The organism is Lacticaseibacillus kribbianus (genome assembly GCF_020180945.1).
GTDB lineage: Bacteria > Bacillota > Bacilli > Lactobacillales > Lactobacillaceae > Lacticaseibacillus > Lacticaseibacillus kribbianus.
Map to the genome: position 1 here is coordinate 142,373 of NZ_JAIPUL010000002.1, position 19,256 is coordinate 161,628.

Annotated in this window: 16 protein-coding genes and 1 pseudogene; 12 read left to right on the plus strand and 5 right to left on the minus strand. The window is 63.4% G+C overall.

Annotation, left to right across the window (positions count from 1 at the left end; genetic code table 11):
- Positions 1-690 precede the first annotated feature (690 nt).
- Positions 691-1,506, plus strand: coding sequence for an MBL fold metallo-hydrolase (locus LE416_RS07975; RefSeq protein WP_225047974.1), 816 nt, complete (start codon positions 691-693; stop codon positions 1,504-1,506).
- A gap of 70 nt (positions 1,507-1,576) precedes the next feature.
- Here the strand turns inward: LE416_RS07975 and LE416_RS07980 are convergent, their stop codons facing one another.
- Entirely contained in the window at positions 1,577-2,167 is a 591-nt protein-coding gene (locus LE416_RS07980; protein WP_225047975.1) for a hypothetical protein, read from the minus strand.
- A 277-nt stretch (positions 2,168-2,444) separates the two neighbouring features.
- On the opposite strand from LE416_RS07980, the gene LE416_RS07985 reads away from it, so the two are divergent.
- A complete protein-coding gene (locus tag LE416_RS07985) occupies positions 2,445-3,854 on the plus strand; it encodes a S1C family serine protease (RefSeq protein ID WP_225047976.1) in 1,410 nt (469 codons plus the stop codon).
- Positions 3,855-4,383: 529 nt separating this feature from the next.
- Here the strand turns inward: LE416_RS07985 and LE416_RS07990 are convergent.
- Both LE416_RS07990 and LE416_RS07995 read right to left on the minus strand, forming a co-directional pair.
- Positions 4,384-6,261: a helix-turn-helix domain-containing protein gene (locus LE416_RS07990; RefSeq protein ID WP_225047977.1), complete on the minus strand. Its 1,878-nt coding sequence runs from the start codon at positions 6,259-6,261 to the stop codon at positions 4,384-4,386.
- A gap of 2 nt (positions 6,262-6,263) precedes the next feature.
- Complete coding sequence (locus LE416_RS07995; RefSeq protein WP_225047978.1) at positions 6,264-6,470, minus strand: hypothetical protein; 207 nt, start codon at positions 6,468-6,470, stop codon at positions 6,264-6,266.
- Here LE416_RS07995 and LE416_RS08000 point away from each other — a divergent pair.
- The 8 genes and pseudogenes from LE416_RS08000 (at position 6,460) to LE416_RS08035 (ending at position 14,860) form a co-directional block, all read left to right on the plus strand.
- Complete coding sequence (locus LE416_RS08000; protein WP_225047979.1) at positions 6,460-7,197, plus strand: hypothetical protein; 738 nt, start codon at positions 6,460-6,462, stop codon at positions 7,195-7,197. The genes LE416_RS07995 and LE416_RS08000 overlap by 11 nt on opposite strands.
- 620 nt (positions 7,198-7,817) lie before the next feature.
- Positions 7,818-8,222 carry an iron-sulfur cluster biosynthesis family protein gene (locus tag LE416_RS08005; protein ID WP_225047980.1) on the plus strand — a complete coding sequence of 135 codons (405 nt, stop codon included), beginning with the start codon at positions 7,818-7,820 and terminating at the stop codon, positions 8,220-8,222.
- A gap of 153 nt (positions 8,223-8,375) precedes the next feature.
- Positions 8,376-8,791: pseudogene (locus tag LE416_RS08010) on the plus strand (Hsp20 family protein).
- Positions 8,792-9,104: 313 nt separating this feature from the next.
- Complete coding sequence (locus LE416_RS08015; RefSeq protein WP_225047981.1) at positions 9,105-9,533, plus strand: Hsp20/alpha crystallin family protein; 429 nt, start codon at positions 9,105-9,107, stop codon at positions 9,531-9,533.
- A gap of 317 nt (positions 9,534-9,850) precedes the next feature.
- Positions 9,851-10,792 (plus strand): dihydroorotate oxidase, encoded by a 942-nt coding sequence (locus LE416_RS08020; protein ID WP_225047982.1) that lies wholly within the window; start codon positions 9,851-9,853, stop codon positions 10,790-10,792.
- A 361-nt stretch (positions 10,793-11,153) separates the two neighbouring features.
- Positions 11,154-12,344, plus strand: a complete 1,191-nt coding sequence (locus LE416_RS08025) for an AbrB/MazE/SpoVT family DNA-binding domain-containing protein (protein WP_225047983.1) — start codon at positions 11,154-11,156, stop codon at positions 12,342-12,344.
- A 42-nt stretch (positions 12,345-12,386) separates the two neighbouring features.
- On the plus strand, positions 12,387-14,186 hold the full coding sequence (locus LE416_RS08030; protein WP_225047984.1) for a heavy metal translocating P-type ATPase: 1,800 nt from the start codon (positions 12,387-12,389) through the stop codon (positions 14,184-14,186).
- Between the two features lie 170 nt (positions 14,187-14,356).
- Entirely contained in the window at positions 14,357-14,860 is a 504-nt protein-coding gene (locus LE416_RS08035) for a dual specificity protein phosphatase family protein (RefSeq protein WP_225047985.1), read from the plus strand.
- A 486-nt stretch (positions 14,861-15,346) separates the two neighbouring features.
- Here LE416_RS08035 and LE416_RS08040 read toward each other — a convergent pair whose 3' ends face one another.
- Positions 15,347-16,723, minus strand: a complete 1,377-nt coding sequence (locus tag LE416_RS08040; protein ID WP_225047986.1) for a glycoside hydrolase family 1 protein — start codon at positions 16,721-16,723, stop codon at positions 15,347-15,349.
- Positions 16,724-17,579: 856 nt separating this feature from the next.
- The gene (locus LE416_RS08045) at positions 17,580-18,287 is read right to left on the minus strand and encodes a GntR family transcriptional regulator (protein ID WP_225047987.1); all 708 of its coding nucleotides are present in this window, start codon (positions 18,285-18,287) and stop codon (positions 17,580-17,582) included.
- Positions 18,288-18,417: 130 nt separating this feature from the next.
- Here LE416_RS08045 and LE416_RS08050 point away from each other — a divergent pair, with 130 nt between their 5' ends.
- Together LE416_RS08050 and LE416_RS08055 are read left to right on the plus strand one after the other, a co-directional pair.
- Complete coding sequence (locus tag LE416_RS08050; protein ID WP_225047988.1) at positions 18,418-18,738, plus strand: PTS sugar transporter subunit IIB; 321 nt, start codon at positions 18,418-18,420, stop codon at positions 18,736-18,738.
- A 176-nt stretch (positions 18,739-18,914) separates the two neighbouring features.
- Positions 18,915-19,241 carry a PTS lactose/cellobiose transporter subunit IIA gene (locus LE416_RS08055; protein WP_225047989.1) on the plus strand — a complete coding sequence of 109 codons (327 nt, stop codon included), beginning with the start codon at positions 18,915-18,917 and terminating at the stop codon, positions 19,239-19,241.
- The last annotated feature ends 15 nt before the right edge of the window (positions 19,242-19,256 follow it).

Below are 19,256 nucleotides of genomic sequence, written 5' to 3' on the forward strand. Positions count from 1 at the left end.
GCCGGGAATAGCCGCGCGAATGCCCCGCATAAACCGCGGGTCATCCGAGCGGCTATTCCTTTCACGGCCCGCCCCGCCCCGGAACCCTCCGGCCGCGACACAGTGGTGGGCCAAGTGGATCACGGGGTGAGTCCGCAAAGCGTTCTTGATACCGTTTCTTTCTTGCCCATCAGCTACGGCCGGCACCGTGGCTACACAGTAGGCGGCTAACGCGGCGCAGTCTCGGCGAGTCCGAAGTTATTAGTCGGTGGCTGTTTCCAGTGACTTGGTGGCTAGTGTTTGCCAATGCAGCGCCTGCAGACTATCAATGAGGGTTATCCTAGCTGTTGTGCTTAATTCGCCAACTGGTTGCTTACTCACCGCACGATAAGCGAGCAGGCACAATGTAGGGCGCAGGCGCGGACGCAGTGGTGCTGGAGGCGTAGGCCCGGGGCGAGCCAGCGTGAAATTGCTGTAAGCCGGCGGGTTTTGCCGGCTTACAGCAAGGGCGGGTCGCAAGACCGGGCTTTGGGCTTGCGGGAGCCCCACGCGTTCCGCCGCCCCGGGCCGGAGCCGGAAGGACCGCCGTGTCCGCGCCGGAGCCCGGGCCAACCCCGCCCTGCAAGCTCGCGGTGAGTCTGCTACAATGAGGGGATAGACAGGCGGCGGCCGGGAGTCCGGCGGCCGCCTTTTTGAAAGGAAGCAGGGTTCATGACGGAAGATTTTGGCATGCGGGTGTCGGTGCTCGCCTCGAGCAGCTCGGGCAACGCGACCTACATTGAGACGCCGCGGCACAAGGTGCTGGTGGACGCCGGGCTGTCGGGCAAAAAGCTCCGGGAGCTGATGGCGAGCATCGGGCGCGACCTCAAGGACGTGGACAGCCTGTTCATCACGCACGAGCACACCGACCACTGCCGCGGCGTCGGCGTTTTGGCTAGGCGCTACCCGAACCTCACCGTCTACGCCAACGAAGGCACGTTCTCGGCGCTGCCGACCAGCCTCGGCAAGCTGCCCAAAGACCAGCTGCAGCTGATGACGCCGGGCACGGTGATGTCTTTGGACGACCTGGACGTCGAGAGCTTCGCCGTGTCGCACGACGCCGCGCAGCCGCAGTTCTACCAGTTCCAGCACGACGGCAAGCGCTTCGCCATTTTGACCGACACGGGCTACGTGTCCGACCGCATCGAGGGCACCATTCGCGACGCCGACGCGTACGTGATGGAGTGCAACCACGACCTCGAGATGCTTAGGATGGGCCCGTACCCGTGGGCGCTCAAGCAGCGCATCCTGAGCGACGTCGGGCACCTGAGCAACACGGACGGCGCCAACGCGATCATGGACATTCTCGGCACGCACACCAAGCGCGTCTACCTCGGGCACCTGTCGCCGCACAACAACGTCAAGGCGCTGGCGCACATCACCGTCGCCAACATGCTCAAGGAAGAGGGGCTGGGTGTCGGTCACGACTTTGACATCTTCGACACCGACCCGGAGATCGCCGACCCGCTGTTCACGGTCGGCGCGTGACCGCAGCGGCGGACGGCAAAAAGGGGCCGCAATCCAAAATTCTGGATTGCGGCCCCTTTGGCGTGCGAGGCTAGTGCGGCGTGACCGCCGCCAGCTGGTAGCCCCGGGCGATGTTGTCGGCACCGAGGAACGCGACCTCGGTGTCGGCCACCAGCTTGTCGTAGCCGTGGTCGTTGATGGCCCGAATCAGCTCGGGCTCGGTGTCGCCGAGCGCAAGCGCCTTGATGCCCAGCACGTCGTGAACCGGCAGCTTTTGGGGATGGTCGACCAGGTACTTGCCCGCGCGTCCGCCGGACACGCGGACGTAGAAGTCAAACTTCTCACCGGTCAGGTGCACGAAGGTGAGGTAGATTGGCTCGGTCTGCGAGAAGCTGTACTCCTGCGCCTTGATCTGGGCCAAAAAAACGTCCACCGCAGTCGGCGTCAGGGTCGCCCAGGTCCGGCCGTGGCTGGTCAGCGTCACTTGGTTCCCGGCCACGGTCACCGTGATGCCGGTCGACAGCGCGCCGATCACGCGGGTGAAGCTCCCGCGCGCCGGCAGCGCGGCGTCGCCGTTGATCAGCTGCGTGGCAAACAGTGTCCGCCCGGTCAGCGCGGCCACGCCATCCGGTTGCGCGGTCCGAATGGCCGGGGCCGTCAGTGCTTCCTTCAACTGTTTCATTTTACTTCCTCCTTGGTCTGAGCGGTTGAAACCGCTCACCAACGCCTCCAGTATGTATTCGGCCGCGTCTATCTTCAATGAGACCTATGGCCGATTTTACCCGTTCGGACAGATTCCTTGCGCAATCCCGCGGTGTCTGCCACACTGAAGACGTGGTGGTCACAGCTGATTCAACCCCGAATCACCGTAAAATCCGGAGTTATTCATAGTTTCGTCATAACCTCTCGGTACCATAGATAATGTATTAAGACATCGCTATCAAAAAGGAGCGGTTAAAATGGATAACAATAATCAAAACTTCGAGCAGCCAACGCAGGCACCCCAGACCACACGGCGGGCGCCCAAGGGTGGGCTGATGCGCGTCGCGGTTGTTGCCGCGGTGGCCGCCTTGGTCGGTGGCGGGGTCGGCGGCGGCGTGGCCTACTGGTACGCCAGCAACAACACCTCGTCCGCGAACCTCGGCGTGGTGAACACGACGGCCAAGTCCGGCACGACCCAGGTCTCCAACGTCTCGGTCAACCAGAGCTCGGCCTCGCAGACGGCTTTTGCCAAGGTTGAAAAGGCCGTGGTCTCGGTCATCAACCTGCAAAAGGCGCAGCAGACAAGCTCGGGTCTGGATGCCTTCGGTGGCCTGTTCGGCTACGGCTCGGACTCAAGCGACGGCACGGACGCCAACTCCGGGGCCAGCCAGTCCACGGACGGCTCGGATTCCAGCTCGGACTCAAGCTCCGATTCCGGCAGCCTTGAGGAGTACAGCGAAGGCTCCGGTGTGATCTACCAGAAGAAGGACGGCAAGGCCTACATCGTGACCAACAACCACGTGGTCGCCGACTCCGACGCCCTTGAAGTGCTTTTGAGCGATGGCACCAAGCTGACGGCCAAGCTGGTCGGCACGGATTCCGAGACCGACCTCGCCGTTTTGTCCATCAACGCCGATAAGGTCACCACGGTGGCAAGCTTCGGCGACTCCAGCAAGATCGCCGCGGGGCAGACGGTGCTCGCCATCGGCTCCCCGCTGGGCTCCCAGTACGCGACCAGTGTGACCCAGGGCATCATCTCCGCCACCAGCCGCACGGTCGACGTGACCGATGAGGACACCGGCACGACCACCGGCCAGGCGACGGTCATTCAGACCGATGCCGCCATCAACTCCGGTAACTCCGGCGGCCCGCTGATCAACCTGTCCGGTCAGGTCATCGGCATCAACTCCATGAAGCTGTCCAGCTCGTCCAGCGACTCGTCCACCGCGACGATTGAGGGCATGGGCTTCGCCATTCCAAGCGACGAGGTCGTGTCGATCATCAACCAGCTGGTCGCCAACGGCAAGGTCGTGCGCCCGGCCCTGGGCGTCACGGTCCGCGACCTGTCCAGCGTCTCCTCTGAGCAGCAGTCCTCGATCCTGAAGATTCCAAGCTCTGTCACCGGCGGCGTCGTCGTGGCGGGCTTCACCAACACCTCCATCGCCAAAAAGGCCGGCATCAAACAGTACGACGTGATCACCGGCATCGGCGACACCAAGGTGACCAGCATTGCCGAGCTGCACACGGCCCTGTACAAGTATTCAATCGGTGACACGGTGAAGATCACCTTCTACCACCAGAGCGAAAAGAAGACCGTCAGCCTCAAGCTGTCCCAGACCACCGAGCAGCTGACCGACTCCTCAAGCGCCAGCAGCTCCAACCAGTAACCCGTAACGTCAGCAAGGCCGGCACGCGAATCCGCGTGCCGGCCTTGTTTTTGTCTGGTGTTCTGGGGCCGCGGGCCGCGGCGCGGGCTCCGGGACCGGGCAGTGCGGCGGTGCGGCCGGTTTCCGCCCGTTGGGCTCCAACCTAGATTTGGCGCCGGAGCCGCGTTGCGGCCACCCCGTCGCCAAATCTGCCGGGATCAGCCACGCGAATGCCCCGCCAATCCCGCGGGTCATCCGGGTGGCTAATCCTTTCACTGCCGCACCGCCCGGCCCCTCCGCCCGCACCGCAGCCCGCTACACAGCGGAGGGGCGGCAGGGAAACAATCGCGTTGCATCGGTCGGTGGCAAACTGGCAACTTGGTTGGCTACGACCTGCGGATAGATGTCCATCTGTGGACACGCTGCTGGATTTGCCCCCGTGCCGTACAGTGGTGCATCTTATCTCCCCTCTGGCGTTTGACTGCAGTGTAGCCGGCGGAGACCGGCCGCACAGCTCGCCCCGCTCGCGGCCCGGAGCCTTTTTGCTAAGCTACGCCCGGCTCGCTTGCCACGCGGCGAAGGCCGCCGGGACGGTGGCCATCACGCGGTCGGCCTCGTCGCCGATCCAGCCGCCGGTGGGGTCACTGGGCTCGCCGAAGCGGCGCATTGCGGCGCGCTGGCGCTCGAGGGCGGCCCAGGTCGCGTCCGCCCGGTCCGGGGCGACGTAGAGGGCGACCAGCGTCTCGGCCAGGGTGGTCGTCGCCGCGTAGCTGATCCAGACCGGGTGGTGGAGTAGGTTGCCCGCCGCGTGCTGCAGCTGGCGGATGTGGGCGACGTCCGCCTCGTTCGCCAGGGTGATCACCATGTCGGTGAACAGGTCGGCGATCTGCTGGCTTTGGGTCAGGTCGAAGGTCGCGTGGGCGAAAAGCCACCGCCAGATGTCGAGCATCTCCTCCGGGCTGAAGCGCAGCACGTCGGCCACGGTCAGAATGGAGTTGAGGTCGGAGAACTCGACGCGCTCCAGCTGGTGCAGCCCGGCCAGCGCGCGCTCGCGCACCGCGGCCCGGTTGATGTGCTGATCGATGACGTCATCGGCGATGCCCTCACCCTCCAGCAGCTGAATCGCGCGGACCTCCAGATCGGCGGCCAGAAGCGCGGCCCCCCGCGGCGCGGTGGGCACGGTCGCCAGCGCGTCGGCCAAAGCCGCGGTGACGCCGGCGACGCGGTCGGGGCCGGGGTGGGCGGCCAGCGCGGTGGCCAGCGTGGCACTGGGCATCGGGTACAGGTCGAGGTAGAAAATCACGGGGTTGAGCAAAAGCGCCTCTGCCAGCGTGCGCGCGGCGTTGAAGCCCAGCTGGGTCAGCCCGTTTTCAAAGCGCGATTGCGTCGCGACGCTCCACGTGACCGCGGTCTGCTCCAAGGACAGGTGGTAGTACTGGCGGATAGCTTTGATGGTCGGGCCGTTGAACTGCCAGTCCTCGGGCAAAAGCGCCGGCGCCTTCGCCGCGGCGAGCGTCGGGTCGTGCCAGGGCGTGACGCCGGTCTGTGCGACGGCCCACATGCGGCGCATGTACGCGACCAGCGTTTTGGCGCCGAGCGTCTGCACCTGCGCAATCAGCTGCGCCACGGCGGCATCCGGCGCGGCGCCGGGGTTGCGCAGGGCGTCGGCTTCGAGCTGCGCGAGCTGGATCAGGGGTGCCGCATTGACCTCGTACACGACCACCGGGTTGACCGGCCGGTGGTCGAGGCGCAGCTGGTGGTAGCGCAGGGTGGCCGGCAAAAGCGCGTCGACCAGGGCAAACTCGCGGTGGCTGATCAGGTGGAGCAGCAGGTGGGCGTAGTCGGTGCCGGTGATGACCGAATCGCCGGCGTTGCCTTCATCGAAGCCGTCGGCGTAGGCGATGAACTGCGCCGTCAGGTTGGCCATCAGCTCGTGGCTGGCGAACTGCAGCCCGGCGGCCAGAGCGAGGCTTTGGACCTCGTATCCCCAGCCGGGGAAAGGAATCAGCACCTGCTGCAGCCGCGCCTCCTGGGCGTGGCTCAGCCGGCGGTTGGCGTCCAGCGGCCACTGGCCGACCGTCAGCAGCAGCACCACCAGGTCGTTGAGCGGCCAGGCGTCCTTGTGCGTGCGGCTGTACGCGGCGGCCTTGGCCCGAAGCTTGGCGGTGTCGCCGGCCAAAAAAGCGTAGTAATCGGTGATGTCCAGCAGGTCGGTGCGCGTCGTGTCGAACCACATCAGGTCCTGGACGGCCAGCCGCAGGTTCGTCAAGAGGCGCCCGACGGTGGCGACGTTCAGGTCGTTTTGGCCGCGCTCAAAGCGCGACAGGGCGGCCGGCGAGCAGCCGGTGTTCGCGCTTGCCGCCTCGAGCGACAGGCCGCGCGACTGACGAAACTGGCGGAAGTAGGCACCGATGGTCTGAGTTTGCATGGTTAACATCCTTTCATGACCCCTGTAATATCGCGCACCGCGGCGTCGGACTCAAGCCCCCCTTTTACAGATTCGCAAAACTGGACCAAAAACCGGTCGCGGGCGGCCCGCTGGCGTTGCGGCGAGCCGCGATTGCCGCTAAGATAGCGTTCGTAAAAGGGGGCGACGCCGCACGCGCCGCCGGAGAAGGGGACAATCATGACAGACATTGCGTTACCAGCAAAATTCAATCCGTACGCGCTCACCGGTGTGCCGGTGTTCGAGCAGTGGGACCAGGGCGTGGCGGCCATTAATACTTATAATGACAAGAAGGCCGACATCGAGGCCCGCCGCACGCGCTACAAGTGGCTGCGCATCGGCAGCATCATCCTCTTCGTCGCGACGGTCCTCGAGATCGTCGGCCTGCTGTTCATCATTCCCTGGGTGATTTTCAGCAAGAAGCTCCGGGGGCTGGACGACGAGACCAATGAGGCGGTCCGCGCGTACAACCACGTCTGGTACGCCCACCTCGACATGGTGGGGCGCGCCGTGGCCAACAAGCTGATGCCGTCGGGCTGGACGTCCTACCGCACCGAGCAGCAGACCATCATCTACAACAGCGACCAGTTCACCTACATCGACTTCGCCAACAATGTGGTGGTCGCCTACAACAACTCGGACATCAAGGAGGTCACGCTTGAGCGCGTCCACACCGGCGCCCACACCAGCGGCACGGCCAACACATACGGCGGTGCGACGGCGCTCGGCGACTCCGGCGTCCTGGTCGGCGGCGGGTCGACCCAAAGCTCGTCCAACACCACGGACTTCTACGAGTGGCACCTCGACGTGATGACCGGCTACTACGAGTACCCGAAGGTCTCCCTGGTGGTCGACGACTCGGCCGGCGCCGAGGATTCGCTGCGCAAGGCCTACGCGATCCTGAAGCCCGCCCGCTAACCGCAGCCAAAAGGCCCGCGCTCCCCAACCGGAGCGCGGGCCTTTTTGCGTGGTGGCCAACGCCGGGGCCGCGCACGCGGCGGCAGCACGTGGCCACCGCTGGGCCCGAACATTCTCCTGATGTTGGCCGCAGTTTGGCCATGATTGTTCGGGTCGGCTTGTCAACTGTGGATAGTAAAAGGGGACAAGTCACTGCCAGCCTGTGGATAAGTCTGTGGATTGTGTTTATAACTAGGCTCGCGGGGTGGGGGTAAGTTTATCCCCAAGTTGTGCACAAGCTGGGGATAAGTTTTTTTGAGCGGCCACCGAACGCCTGTACGGGCCGGCGCGACAAGCTTTCAATCGCTTGCAGGCGGGATCCGGGTCCGGCGTCCAGTGTGGATAACTCCCGCGGCAAAATAAAGTCCTTGATTTTCCCCGTCACGAAATCTGGTGTCAAACTGAAAGCTGGTCACAAGTTATTGGGGGTCGCCGCGCCGCCATGTGGATAAATATTGGGGATAGCCTGTGCAGGGATTGTGGAAAGTGCGATCGCCGGCGTCGCTTAGGTTGACATTTCGGCCGCAAAACCATACGATAGAGATGTAAGTTTTGCACAACCTAAATTGGAGGGACCTGCGATGAAGATCACGATTAAACCGGATGCAAAGACGTACCTTGACGATCGGCTGGTCGAAGGCGAGCGGCTGTTCCTAGCGCTTGACGACGGCAGCAGTAAGTTTTCCAAGCTCGGTGGCTCATGCACCATCGGCACCAAGTACCAGCTGGTGATCGCGACCGCGGCGGATCCCGAGTACAACATTGAGGTGGCTAACGACGCGGGCTACGCGCTGTACACCGCCGATCCGGAGCTGATGTACCTCGGCGACGGCCTGACGCTGGACTACCAGCTGGGGACCCTGGCGCTGCGCGACAACAGCGGCATCCTCGACGGCGCCGTGACCATCGGCCGTGCCGCCCCGCTGAGCACGGAGGAGGTCGCCCGCCGCGCCGAGATGGTGACGCTCTCGGGCAAAATCTGCTAGTCAATGAACGCCGCGGTGAGCGCGGCGTTTTTATTTCAGAAATTTTTAGCACTCGCTTGACACGAGTGCTAAATGGAACTACCATTACTTATGTAAACAAAAGGACGGCGGTGATGAGTCCCGCCGGCCCCACTAACGAAAGGATGATTGACGATGGCAAATGACGTATTACTGCAAAATGACTGGTTGGCGGATCCGTTCTTCGATGCGCTCGGGCGGCGCTTCTTCGGTGGGCGTCTGCCATCCGACGCGGACGCGGGGCTGCCGACGGACATCAGCGAGTCGGCAGACGCCTACGTGTTGAAGATCAACGTCCCGGGCCGCGCGAAAAAGGATATCTGGCTGAACTACCAGGATAACGTGCTGACCGTCGGCGCCAAGGCGACCGAAGACAGCAAGGAAGACGTCGTGCTGCGCGAGCGCAAGACCGACCGCGTCAGCCGCGGCTTCCGCATCCCAACGTGGCGGCGCAAGACATCTCCGCGGCGCTTGACGAGGGTGTGCTGACCGTGACGCTGCCGAAGCTGACGGGCAAGGTCGCCGGCGACCACCACATCGAGATTCAGTAATCAATTCAGTGGCGGAGCGCTAGGCATCGCCTAAGCGCGCCCGCTCCGCCCTGGTATCGTCGGGCTGCGCAAGGCAATGCGGGCGCGTCTAGCTTGCACCGGCACTCGAAGCAAAGTACGCTTCAAGCGCCGGCGCTGCGCTAGCCGTCCCGCTAAGCCCGCCTTGCTCCGCCCTGGTACGAGACCGCAAACTTGCAGCCGCTTTGGCCATGTTGTTAGCATGGGTTTGTATCATGGCGATACGGTAAAGCTGCTGTCGGAAGGGTTTTTGGGCGGCCGGTGGCTGTCCATTTTTGAAAGGAAGGAAATCACTATGGCTAATGATCTGATGAACCGCAATGACTGGATGGCGGATCCGTTCTTCGACATGGGGCGCCGCTTCTTTGACAACTTCATGCCGACGGAGACCAGCAAGGTGCTCAAGACCGACATCAAGGAGACCGACAAGTCTTACGTGGCCGAGGTCGACGTGCCTGGCATCGAGAAGGACAACATCAAGCTGAACTACCAGGACAACATTCTCTCGATCAGCGTGAAAAAGGATGACTTCAACGACCACTCGGACAGCAAGGGCAACGTCTTGATGAGCGAGCGCAGCTACGGCGCGATGAGCCGCAGCTACCGTCTGCCGAACGTCGACGAGGCCAACATCGCAGCCAAGTACGCGGACGGTGTGCTGACGATCACGCTGCCGAAGCTGACGGAGACCCCGCAGAACCCGCACACGATTGAGATCAACTAACCCCGTCTGCCAATAATCGTAATGGGGCTTGAGTCGAGTCACGCGTTTATCTAATGATGGGTGCGTGACGCAATCACAACCGCGGGGCGCCCAGCACCCCCGCAGCCGGGCAACCGGCGGTCCCCATTGATATCTCTACCTCCGAGCAAGGCCAGGCGGCCACCACTGCCTGGCCTTTTTGCTGTCTGGGGCGAAGAAAGGCGGGTTTTACCGTTCGGTTGCGTGGTGACGCCTGTGAAAAATTTCGCAAAAGCGGGTGCAGGAAGCCGCCGGACAGTGTACGATAGGGCAAGACCGACACAGCAAAGGAGAACGACATGAGCACACTGGCAACCACCATTGCAGGACGACACTTCAGCACTTGTTTGATGAACGCGGCGGGCATCCGCTGCCAATCCGCGCGCGACCTCGACGCGCTGGTGGCCTCGGCCGCCGGGACGTACGTGACCAAAAGCGCGACGCCGCAAAAGCGCCTGGGCAATCCGGAACCGCGGATGACCACCTTGCCGCACGGCAGCTTCAACTCGATGGGCCTGCCGAACAACGGGCTGGCCTACTACCTGGATTACGTGCTGGCGGACCAGCGCAAGCGCCCGACCGCCTCGCCGTTCCTCTCCATCGCCGGCACCAGCCTCGAGGACAACCTGGCGATGCTGCACGAGATTCAGGCCTCCGAGTACCGCGGCTTCGTCGAGCTGAACCTGTCCTGCCCGAACGTCCCGGGGCACCCGCAGACCGGCTACGACTTCGAGCAGACGCAAAAAACGCTCGAGGCGGTGTTCGCCTTTTACGACAAGCCGCTCGGGGTGAAGCTGCCGCCGTACTTCGACCTGGCGCACTTCGACCAGATTGCGGTGGTGCTCAACCAGTTCCCACTGGCCTTCGTCACCACCATCAACAGCGTCGGCAACGGCCTGGTGATTAACGCCGACACCGAAACCGTCGCAATCAAGCCCAAGGGCGGGTTCGGCGGCATCGGCGGTGCCAGCGTGAAGCCGACGGCGCTGGCCAACGTGCGCGCGCTGTCGCAGCGCTTGAAGCCGGAGATCGCGGTGGTCGGCGTCGGTGGCATCGCGTCCGGTCGCGACGCCTTCGAGCACATTCTGTGCGGCGCCTCGATGCTTCAGATCGGCACCCAGTTCGGCTACGAGGGTACCGCGGTGTTCAAGCGCGTCGCCCAGGAACTCGACTCGATCATGGCGCTGAAGGGCTACACGTCGCTTGACGACTTCCGCGGCAAGCTCAAGACGCTGGACTAACGTATTCGAAAGGGTACCGGCCTGAACGTCGCAGGACCACGCTGACCGGTTACCGGTGTGAACCACTCGGCACCGCCACGTCAGGTTGTGGTCGTGAACCGTTCGCCATCGTCGCGACCAGTTACCACCGTGAACCGTTCGGGGTCGTCGCGTCAGGTGGCCGGCGTGAACCAGTCGCGTCCGCGCTGACCGGTTGCCACCCTGAACCGTTCGGCGGCGCCACCGCGCGGCCACTGGGCACTCAGCCGCATTCGGCCGGGTGCCTTTTTTGCGCGCGGCTGGGTGCGGGTCGGCGGCGAGTTCGTGAATAAGTTATAATGAAGAGAGCAATGGGGGCTGAACCTCGAAAGGGTGACTGGGAGTGAATCAAGAACAAGTCGAGCGGCAGACGGTGCACCTGCCGGCGGTGGTGTGCGAGCAGCTGGGCGTCGCCGCCGACGCGGAGATGCAGCTGGTGGTGGAAGGTGACCGGGTGGTGATCCGGCCGGTCGCCGCGACGCGAATGCGCAGCCGCGGGCTGTTTCTGCTGTGGCCGCTGATCGTGTCGGCCGCGGTGACGCTCGGGGTCTACCTGTACTGGGTGACGCAGGGCTACCACATCCTGTTTCTGACCGGCGGCGACTACTCGATTGCGAGCTTCGCCATCGCCCTGGGGCTGATCTCGGGAACGCTTTTGTTCGCCGGTTTTTTCATTAAAAACCGCAACCAGGCGGAGGACCACCTCGCCCCCAAGCTATACTGGCGCAACCTGCCGGCGGTGCTGGTGGCCTTCGCGGTGATTCTGGCCGCGGCCTTGGTCGGGCTGTTCTGGGTGTTCGGGCAGATGTTTCCCGGCGTGTCCTTCGACCGGCTGACGGCGGCGCTGGTGTTCATGGTGTTCATGACGCTGGCCAACGCGTTCATGGTCGGCGCGGCGCTGACGCTCAACGCGCGGTCGTTGACGATGCTGTTCACGGTCGTCATCATCGCCGGGGTGGTGGTGTCGATGGCGGCCAACGGGCAGCGGCAGTGGTGGCAGTACAATCTGAGCTTCCTGGGGACCACGATGGCCAGCAACGCCTGGCAGTTCAACGCGACGCTTCTGATGTCCGCGCTGCTCATGATCGCGCTGATCGACTACCTGTTCGTGCTGCTGCACGCCAGCTACCCGAAAAATTGGCGGCTGACGGCGCTGCGCACCATCCTGACGCTGATCGCGGTGGACCTGGGGCTGGTCGGGGTGTTTCCGAACGACGCGGCCTGGCACCTGCTGCACGACGAGGTCGCGGGGATGCTGGTGACGATGATCACCATCCTGATCATCGGCCTGCGCTGGCTGTTGCCCGGCGTGACCCGCGAATTTTTGTGGGGGTCGTACGCGGCCGGCGCGATCCTGATGGCGCTGAACCTGGGCTTTCGGATCTTCCGCTGGCCGTCTCTGACCGCCTTTGAGATCCAGGGCTTCGCGATCGGCTTCGGGTGGCTTTTGCTGTTGTTCAACCGCATCCGGGCGCTTGCGGCGGCGGGGACCGTCGCGTGGCCGGTGACAATCAAGGTGGACAAGCTAGATTAGAACGGTTATAATTAAGGAAAAGGAAATTGGGGAGGCATTTTGATGCGGAATTATCGGCGGTTGTGGGCGGTCTTGGCGGTCAGCGTGGTGGCGGTGATCTGCGAGTTTGCGCTGCACGAGGCGCTGTGGGCGCAGGGCATCATCACGATTCTGGGGTCGTTCATCGCGCTGTTGATGTTCATCGACATGGTGAAGACGCTGCGCTCGGGTTCCTTCGGCGTCGACCTGCTGGCGATCACCGCGGTGGTCGCGACGCTGGCCGTCGGGGAGTACTGGGCGTCCATGATCGTGCTTCTGATGCTGACCGGCGGGGATGCGCTGGAGGATTTTGCCGCCACGAAGGCCAACGCCGACCTGAAGTCGCTCTTGGACAACACGCCGACGACGGCGCACCGCCAGCGCGGTGACCAACTGGAGGACATCGATGTCGATGACGTCGTGGTCGGCGACGTGATCGTCGTGCGGCCCGGCGAGCTGGTGCCGGTCGACGGCATCGTGGCCGCCGGCGACTCGATGGTGTCCGAGGCCAGCCTGACCGGTGAGGCCAAGCCCGTCAGCAAAACGGTCGGAGACACACTGCTGTCCGGGACCGTCAACGGCGACGCGGCTTTGACCGTGACCGTGACGCACACCGCCGCGGACAGCCAGTACCAAAGCATCATCAAGCTGGTCAAGGAGTCCGAGGCCCGGCCGGCGCATTTTGTCCGCATGGCCGACCGCTACGCCGTGCCGTTCACGCTGCTGGCCTACGTCATTGCCGGCATCGCCTGGGCGGTCTCCGGTGACCCGGTGCGCCTGGCCGAGGTGCTGGTCGTCGCCTCGCCGTGCCCGCTGATCCTCGCGGCGCCGGTCGCCCTGGTGTCGGGGATGAGCCGCACCAGCCGTGCCGGCATCATCGTGAAGTCCGGTACGGCCATCGAGAAGTTGGCCCAGGCCAAGACCGTCGCCTTCGACAAAACGGGCACGATCACCCAGGGCGTCCTGGCCGTCGACCGGGTGACCCCGGCCAACGGCTACGCTGCCGCAGAGGTGCTGAACCTCGCGGCCTCCGCCGAGCAGCAGTCCGGCCACATCCTGGCGCGCTCCTTGGTGGAGAAGGTTGAGGCCAAAAACCTGCAGCCGGCCACGGACGTCTCCGAGGAGACGGCGGCCGGCGTGCGCGCGACGGTGGCCGGCAAGCTGGTGCTGGCGGGCAAGGCGTCCTTCGCCAACGCTCCGGCGACGGTCGATGACACCGCCGTCTACGTCAATGTCGACGGTCAGTACGCCGGCGTGATCACCTTCACCGACCGCACCCGGCCCGAGGCCCGGCGCACCATCACCGCGCTGCACGACCTCGGCGTCGAGGACACGATGATGATCTCCGGCGACAGCCAGGCCGTCGCCGACGAGGTCGCGGCAGAGGTCGGCATCGACCGCGTCTACGCCGAACAGCTGCCGGCCGGCAAAATCGCCGTGCTGGACGGCCTGGGCAAGACCGAGCGACCGGTGATCATGGTCGGCGACGGCGTCAACGACGCGCCGTCCCTGGCCGTCGCCGACGTCGGCATCGCGATGGGCGCGCACGGCGCCACCGCGGCGTCGGAAAGCGCCGACGCCGTGGTCCTGCGCGACGATCTGACCAAGGTCGCAAGCGCCGTTTTGATCAGCCAAGACACCATGCGCATCGCGCGCGAGGCGGTCTGGATTGGCATCGGCATCTGTACCGGCCTGATGCTGATCGCGTCGTTCGGCGTGATCCCGGCGATCATCGGCGCGATGTTCCAGGAGGTCGTCGACACCGTCACCATCCTCTACGCCCTGCGCGCCCGCACCGGGCGGCGCAGCGAGGCGGTGGCGTAAGTCGGTACGCGTGTCCGGGGGCGCTACCACGTAACGCCGCGAAGGCAAACGTAAAATCGGTCCGCCCGCATGTTCTCTTGCGGGCGGACCGTTTTGTTTGTCAGTGGTGACCGGACTTGTCCGCCGGCGCCGGAACCGGTAAAGTTGAGGGAAAACGGGGGAATTCACGAATGACAACGACCGTATACAGCGCCGACCTCGCGTCGTACAAGCTGTTTCAACCGCGCCGGCTGCGGACGGACGTGCTGATCCTGCACGGCAGCTTCGACCAGGTGGCCGACAGCGCCGAGATTGCGGCGGACCGCCAGTACGCAAGAGTGAAGCGGATCAACGCCGACGACGTGGTCGCCTCGACGCCGGGCGTGCCGGCGAGTGTGCTGACGCTGGACGCGGCGCGAGACATCGACGCGTTCATCCAGCAGGCGATCGCGGACGGCCACGACCTGGTGGTGCACTGCCACGCCGGTCAGTCGCGCACCGGCGCCGTCTTGGAGCTGGCGTTTTTCCACTACGCGCTGCCGTGCGTCCACGTGCGGCGCTGGCAGTCCGGACGCAAAATCCAAGAGGAGCTGGTGCCGGTGACGCGGGAGAACTTCTACACGTTCTACACGCCCAACAGCCTGTGGCGGCAGCTCTTCCGGACATTGTATCCCGGCGACGGCGAGCAGAAATGAAGGTAGCACAAAAAGAAGCATTAGCAGCCGATTTCAAATCGGGGCGCTAATGCTTCTTTCTGTTGTCTAGCCGGGTTCCACGAGGCTACCCGCCTCGCTAAACCCGCCTCGGCTCCACCGTCTAAACGGGTTCCACGAGGCAACGCGGGAGCGGCTAGCTACGCTGCGTCACTTGGGACCAAGTTCGGGTCCCAAGCGCCACAGCTAGGCTATCCGTCCCACTAAACCCGCCTCGGCTCCGCCCTCTAAACGGGTTCCACGAGGCAACGCGGGAGCGGCTACCTACGCTGCGTCACTCGGGACCAAGTTCGGGTCCCAAGTGCCACAGCTAGGCTATCCGTCCCACTAAACCCGCCTCGTTCCACCCGCTAAACGGGTTCCACCGAGCATCGCCGACACGCCTAGCTAGGACTGGCACTCGAAGCAAAGCCCGCTTCAAGCGCCAGCCCTACGCTAGCCGGCCGGCTAAGCGCTCGGCTCCACCCTCTAGCTCAGGTTTGCACCGTTGCTTTCGAAGACCTGCTTGAACCAGCCGAAGGACTTCTTCGGGATGCGGGCGAGGTCGCGGAGGTCGGTGTTGGTGCGGTTGACGTAGACGGCGCCGTAGCGCTTGTCCATGTTGCCGCTGGAGGCAGGGATGTCGATCAGACCCCAGCCGAGGTAGCCGAGGACCTCGACGCCGTCCTCTAAGATGGCGTCCTTCATGGCCTGGATGTGGGCGCGGTGGTAGTCGATGCGGTAGTCGTCCTGGATTTCCTTGCCCGTGTAGGTCTCGCGGATGCCGATCCCGTTTTCAATCGGGAACATCGGCAGGTCGTACTGGTTGTAGACCTTGGTCAGGATGTCGCGGAAGCCGAGCGGATCGATGTTCCAGCCCCACTCGTTGCTGCGGGTGTACGGGTTTTTGACCATGCCGTAGTCCAGGTAGTGCAGCGGGTTGGTGTTGACCGGCACCTTGCTGGAGTCGATCAGGTCGGAGCGGTAGTAGGAAAAGGCGATGAAGTCGGTCTTCAGCTGGGCAAAAGCGGCGCGGTCCTCATCGGTGAAGTCCCAGTCGATGTCATGGTTCTTGATGAAGGTCAGCACCTGCTTGGAGTAGTGGCCCTTGGTGTAGACGTCGAGCAGGTTGCGGTTGAAGAACTCGTCGATCTCGCGGGCGAACTGGGCGTCCTGCGGGTTGGACGTTGCCGCGTAGCACTCCTCGTAGGCCAGCATGCCGCCAATCTGCGCGGTGTCGGACTTTTCGTGGAGGTAGTTGGCAATCTGCGCGTGCGAGGACATCACGTGGTTGGTGATGGTCAGAATCGACTGGTCGTCTTCGCCGCCCTCAAGGCAGCCGGCGTAGACGCGTGCGTAAGGCGTGGTGTAAAGGTTTTGCTCGTTGAAAACAATCCAGTACGGCACGAGGTCGGCGAACTCGTCGATCATGCGCTTGCCGAAGCGGACGAAGGCGTCGACCACGTGGCGGCTCAAGAAGCCGTTGTACTTCTGGGCCAGGGCCAGCGGCATGTCGAAGTGGTAGAGGCAGATCATCGGCGTGATGCCGCGGGCGATCAAGGCCTTGATCTGGCCGCGGTAAAAGTCGATGCCTTCCTGGTTGAACTCACCGTCGCCGGTGGGGCACACGCGGCTCCAGCCGATCTGGAAGCGGTAGCAGTTCATGCCCATCTGCTGCATGAGGTCGTAGTCTTCCTCGTAGCGGTGGTACTCGTCGATGGCGACCTTCCAGTCGCCGTGCTCTTCCGTCTGCTCGCGCGGGTCGTAGACGGAAGGGCCGCGGCCACCTTCGTTGTAGCCGCCTTCCGTCTGCATGCTGGAAGTGGAGTTGCCCCACAAGAAACCTTTAGGTAAAGCCTGACTCATTTGACTGTCTCCTCTCGAATCTGAAATAATGAAAGTACGGCGCAAACCGGCGCCGTGCTCGGGGGTCATTACGGTGGTACATTTGATTGCAGTGCTGGCGGCCGCGGCCGGTGGGCCCCGGGCGGCTGCGGCTGTGCGGCCGGTTTCCGCCCGTTGGGCTCCAACCTAAACTTGAAGCCGGCCGGCGCCTTGCGGCCCCTGCGGCCGTCTCCAAGTTTGCCGGGCGTCGCCGCCGCGAATGCCCGCCAAACCCGCGGTCATCCGAGGCGCGACGCCTTTCACGGCCTCCGCCGCCCGGGGCCCACCGGCCGCTACCGAGTGGTTCGCCACGGCACCGCTTTCAATTTGACGGTTTCGACGCGCCGAAGCAAGCGCCTGTCTCCAGTTTACACGCTTGGACAGGGGAATTGCTCCAGCATTGTGCACGAAACGTGCAAAAATGCCGGGCAAGGCGCCGGCGGGGGATGCCGTGCGAGTGACGCTGCCGAGACTTGAGAATCTCGGCAACGATAATCGTCCGGCGTCAATGAAGTGTCGCCTGTTCGTCGAACGCGGTCGTCGCGGGTACCGCTGGGCAGCCATCGTGCCACTATGTAGGGCGGAGGCCCGAACGCGCGATTGCTGGAGGCGTAGGGCCGGGGCGAGCCAGCGTGAAATTGCAGTTAGCCGGCGGTCTGTTCCGGCTTACTGCAAGGGCGGGTCCTGAGACCGTACTTTGGGCTCAGGAGAGCCCCACGCGTTCCGCCGCCCCGGCCCGGAGCCGGAAGCAGTTGCGCGTTCGGGCCGGAGCCCGCCCCACCCGCTAAACGCGTTCCAAAGCGCAACGCGGGCGCGGCCCGCGCTTTTCCACCCTCTGCTAGTTGCTGCTCAGGTGCGCGGAGTGGAAGTAGAAGTTCATGCCCGGGTAGGCGTAGACGGAGCGCGAGAAGTTGAAGATCACGTTGTTTCGCATGTAGTTGATCTGCGCCAGCGAGATCAGGCTGGTGCCCGGCTTCAGCTCCATCAGGTCGGCCCGGTCCGGCCCCAGCGTCATCACCGACATGAAGTCGTCACTGGAGTAGGGCACGATGTCGTAGGTGTCCTTGAGAAAATCGAAAATGGAAGAATTCAGCGCCTCGGTCGAGACGAACGGCACGACGTCGCGCATGTAGTACGCCTCTTCCAGGGCGTACAGGGTGTCGCCGGTGTAGCGCAGGCGGATGATGCGCCAGAGGTCCTCGGCGCCCGAGATCTTCATGGTTTTGGCCAACGGAATCTCGGCGGCGTTGACCTTGTCGAACGTGACGACCTTGGACGTCAGCGGCCCGTGCTTGACCAGCGACTTACCGGCGCCGATCGACAGGTTGACGGTCATCTTGCCCTCCAGCTGCAGTTCGTTGATGTAGTAGCCGCTGCCCTGGACCCGGCGCAAAAGCCCGTGCTGGTAGACCACGTCGATCGCACGCCGGATGGTGTTGCGACTGACCTGGTACTCGCTCATGAGCTCCTGCTCGGTTGGCAGCTTGGTGGTGTATTTTCCGGCCTGAATCGCCTTGATCAGTTCTTCCGCGATTTCGTGATACATACGCAGCCCTCCAGACAAATCTTAGTTGCAAGCACTTGTTTTATTTGTACCCATGTATTATTATAGCATTGTGATGAAAGCGGTTAAACCTAGCCGCCCAAAAATTTTAATCTCAAGGGAGAGATTTACCATGGCAGAAAAGACGATTATGCTTGTGTGCTCCGCTGGTATGTCCACGAGCCTGTTAGTTTCCAAGATGCAAAAGGCCGCTGCTGCGGACGGCATTGACGCCGACATTTTTGCAACCGCTGCCTCCGACGCCGATCACCTGATCAAGGACAAGAACCCTGACATCTTAATGCTCGGCCCTCAGGTTCGTTACATGCTCGGCCAGTTCCAGAAGAAGGTTACCATTCCCGTCGAAGTCATCAACATGCAGGACTACGGCATGATGAACGGCGAAAAGGTGCTTCGCGAAGCCCTCTCCTCCATCGAAAAGGCTGCTAACTAATTGAAAAGTAAGCGCCGTCAAGTAAGCGCTTGACGGGACGCGAGGCCGGCGCTTGAGCCGCAGTTGACTCAGGAGGCGGCCTTGCGTGGTTACAAGGCCAAGGCCGAGTAGCCCATAATCACAAACCGGCGGCCGGGCCGAGCCCGCGCCGCGAACATAAAGGAGATACGCTAATCATGGCTGAAGAAGAAGAACAGAACATGGAGACCATCATGGGCCTCATCATCAACGGCGGCAACGCCAAGAGCTCCGCTTTCGAAGCGATCGCCGCTGCCAAGGAAGGCGACTTCGACAAGGCCGACGCCAAGTTGAAGGAAGCGGACGGTTTCCTGGTTGAGGCGCACAACGCGCAGACCAAGATGCTGACGGCCGAAGCCAACGGCGACCACGCCAAGGTAACGCTGTTGATGGTTCACTCACAAGACCACCTGATGACCAGCATCACCTTCCGCGACCTCGCCGGCGAGATCGTTGACCTTTACAAGCGTCTGGGCAACAAGTAATCGCGAGCCGAGACA

Coding starts and splice junctions, on each gene's coding strand:
- LE416_RS07975 (WP_225047974.1), top strand. CDS start 691: ATGACGGAAGATTTTGGCATGCGGGTGTCGGTGCTCGCCTCGAGCAGC.
- LE416_RS07980 (WP_225047975.1), bottom strand. CDS start 2,167: ATGAAACAGTTGAAGGAAGCACTGACGGCCCCGGCCATTCGGACCGCG.
- LE416_RS07985 (WP_225047976.1), top strand. CDS start 2,445: ATGGATAACAATAATCAAAACTTCGAGCAGCCAACGCAGGCACCCCAG.
- LE416_RS07990 (WP_225047977.1), bottom strand. CDS start 6,261: ATGCAAACTCAGACCATCGGTGCCTACTTCCGCCAGTTTCGTCAGTCG.
- LE416_RS08000 (WP_225047979.1), top strand. CDS start 6,460: ATGACAGACATTGCGTTACCAGCAAAATTCAATCCGTACGCGCTCACC.
- LE416_RS07995 (WP_225047978.1), bottom strand. CDS start 6,470: ATGTCTGTCATGATTGTCCCCTTCTCCGGCGGCGCGTGCGGCGTCGCC.
- LE416_RS08005 (WP_225047980.1), top strand. CDS start 7,818: ATGAAGATCACGATTAAACCGGATGCAAAGACGTACCTTGACGATCGG.
- LE416_RS08015 (WP_225047981.1), top strand. CDS start 9,105: ATGGCTAATGATCTGATGAACCGCAATGACTGGATGGCGGATCCGTTC.
- LE416_RS08020 (WP_225047982.1), top strand. CDS start 9,851: ATGAGCACACTGGCAACCACCATTGCAGGACGACACTTCAGCACTTGT.
- LE416_RS08030 (WP_225047984.1), top strand. CDS start 12,387: ATGCGGAATTATCGGCGGTTGTGGGCGGTCTTGGCGGTCAGCGTGGTG.
- LE416_RS08035 (WP_225047985.1), top strand. CDS start 14,357: ATGACAACGACCGTATACAGCGCCGACCTCGCGTCGTACAAGCTGTTT.
- LE416_RS08040 (WP_225047986.1), bottom strand. CDS start 16,723: ATGAGTCAGGCTTTACCTAAAGGTTTCTTGTGGGGCAACTCCACTTCC.
- LE416_RS08045 (WP_225047987.1), bottom strand. CDS start 18,287: ATGTATCACGAAATCGCGGAAGAACTGATCAAGGCGATTCAGGCCGGA.
- LE416_RS08050 (WP_225047988.1), top strand. CDS start 18,418: ATGGCAGAAAAGACGATTATGCTTGTGTGCTCCGCTGGTATGTCCACG.
- LE416_RS08055 (WP_225047989.1), top strand. CDS start 18,915: ATGGCTGAAGAAGAAGAACAGAACATGGAGACCATCATGGGCCTCATC.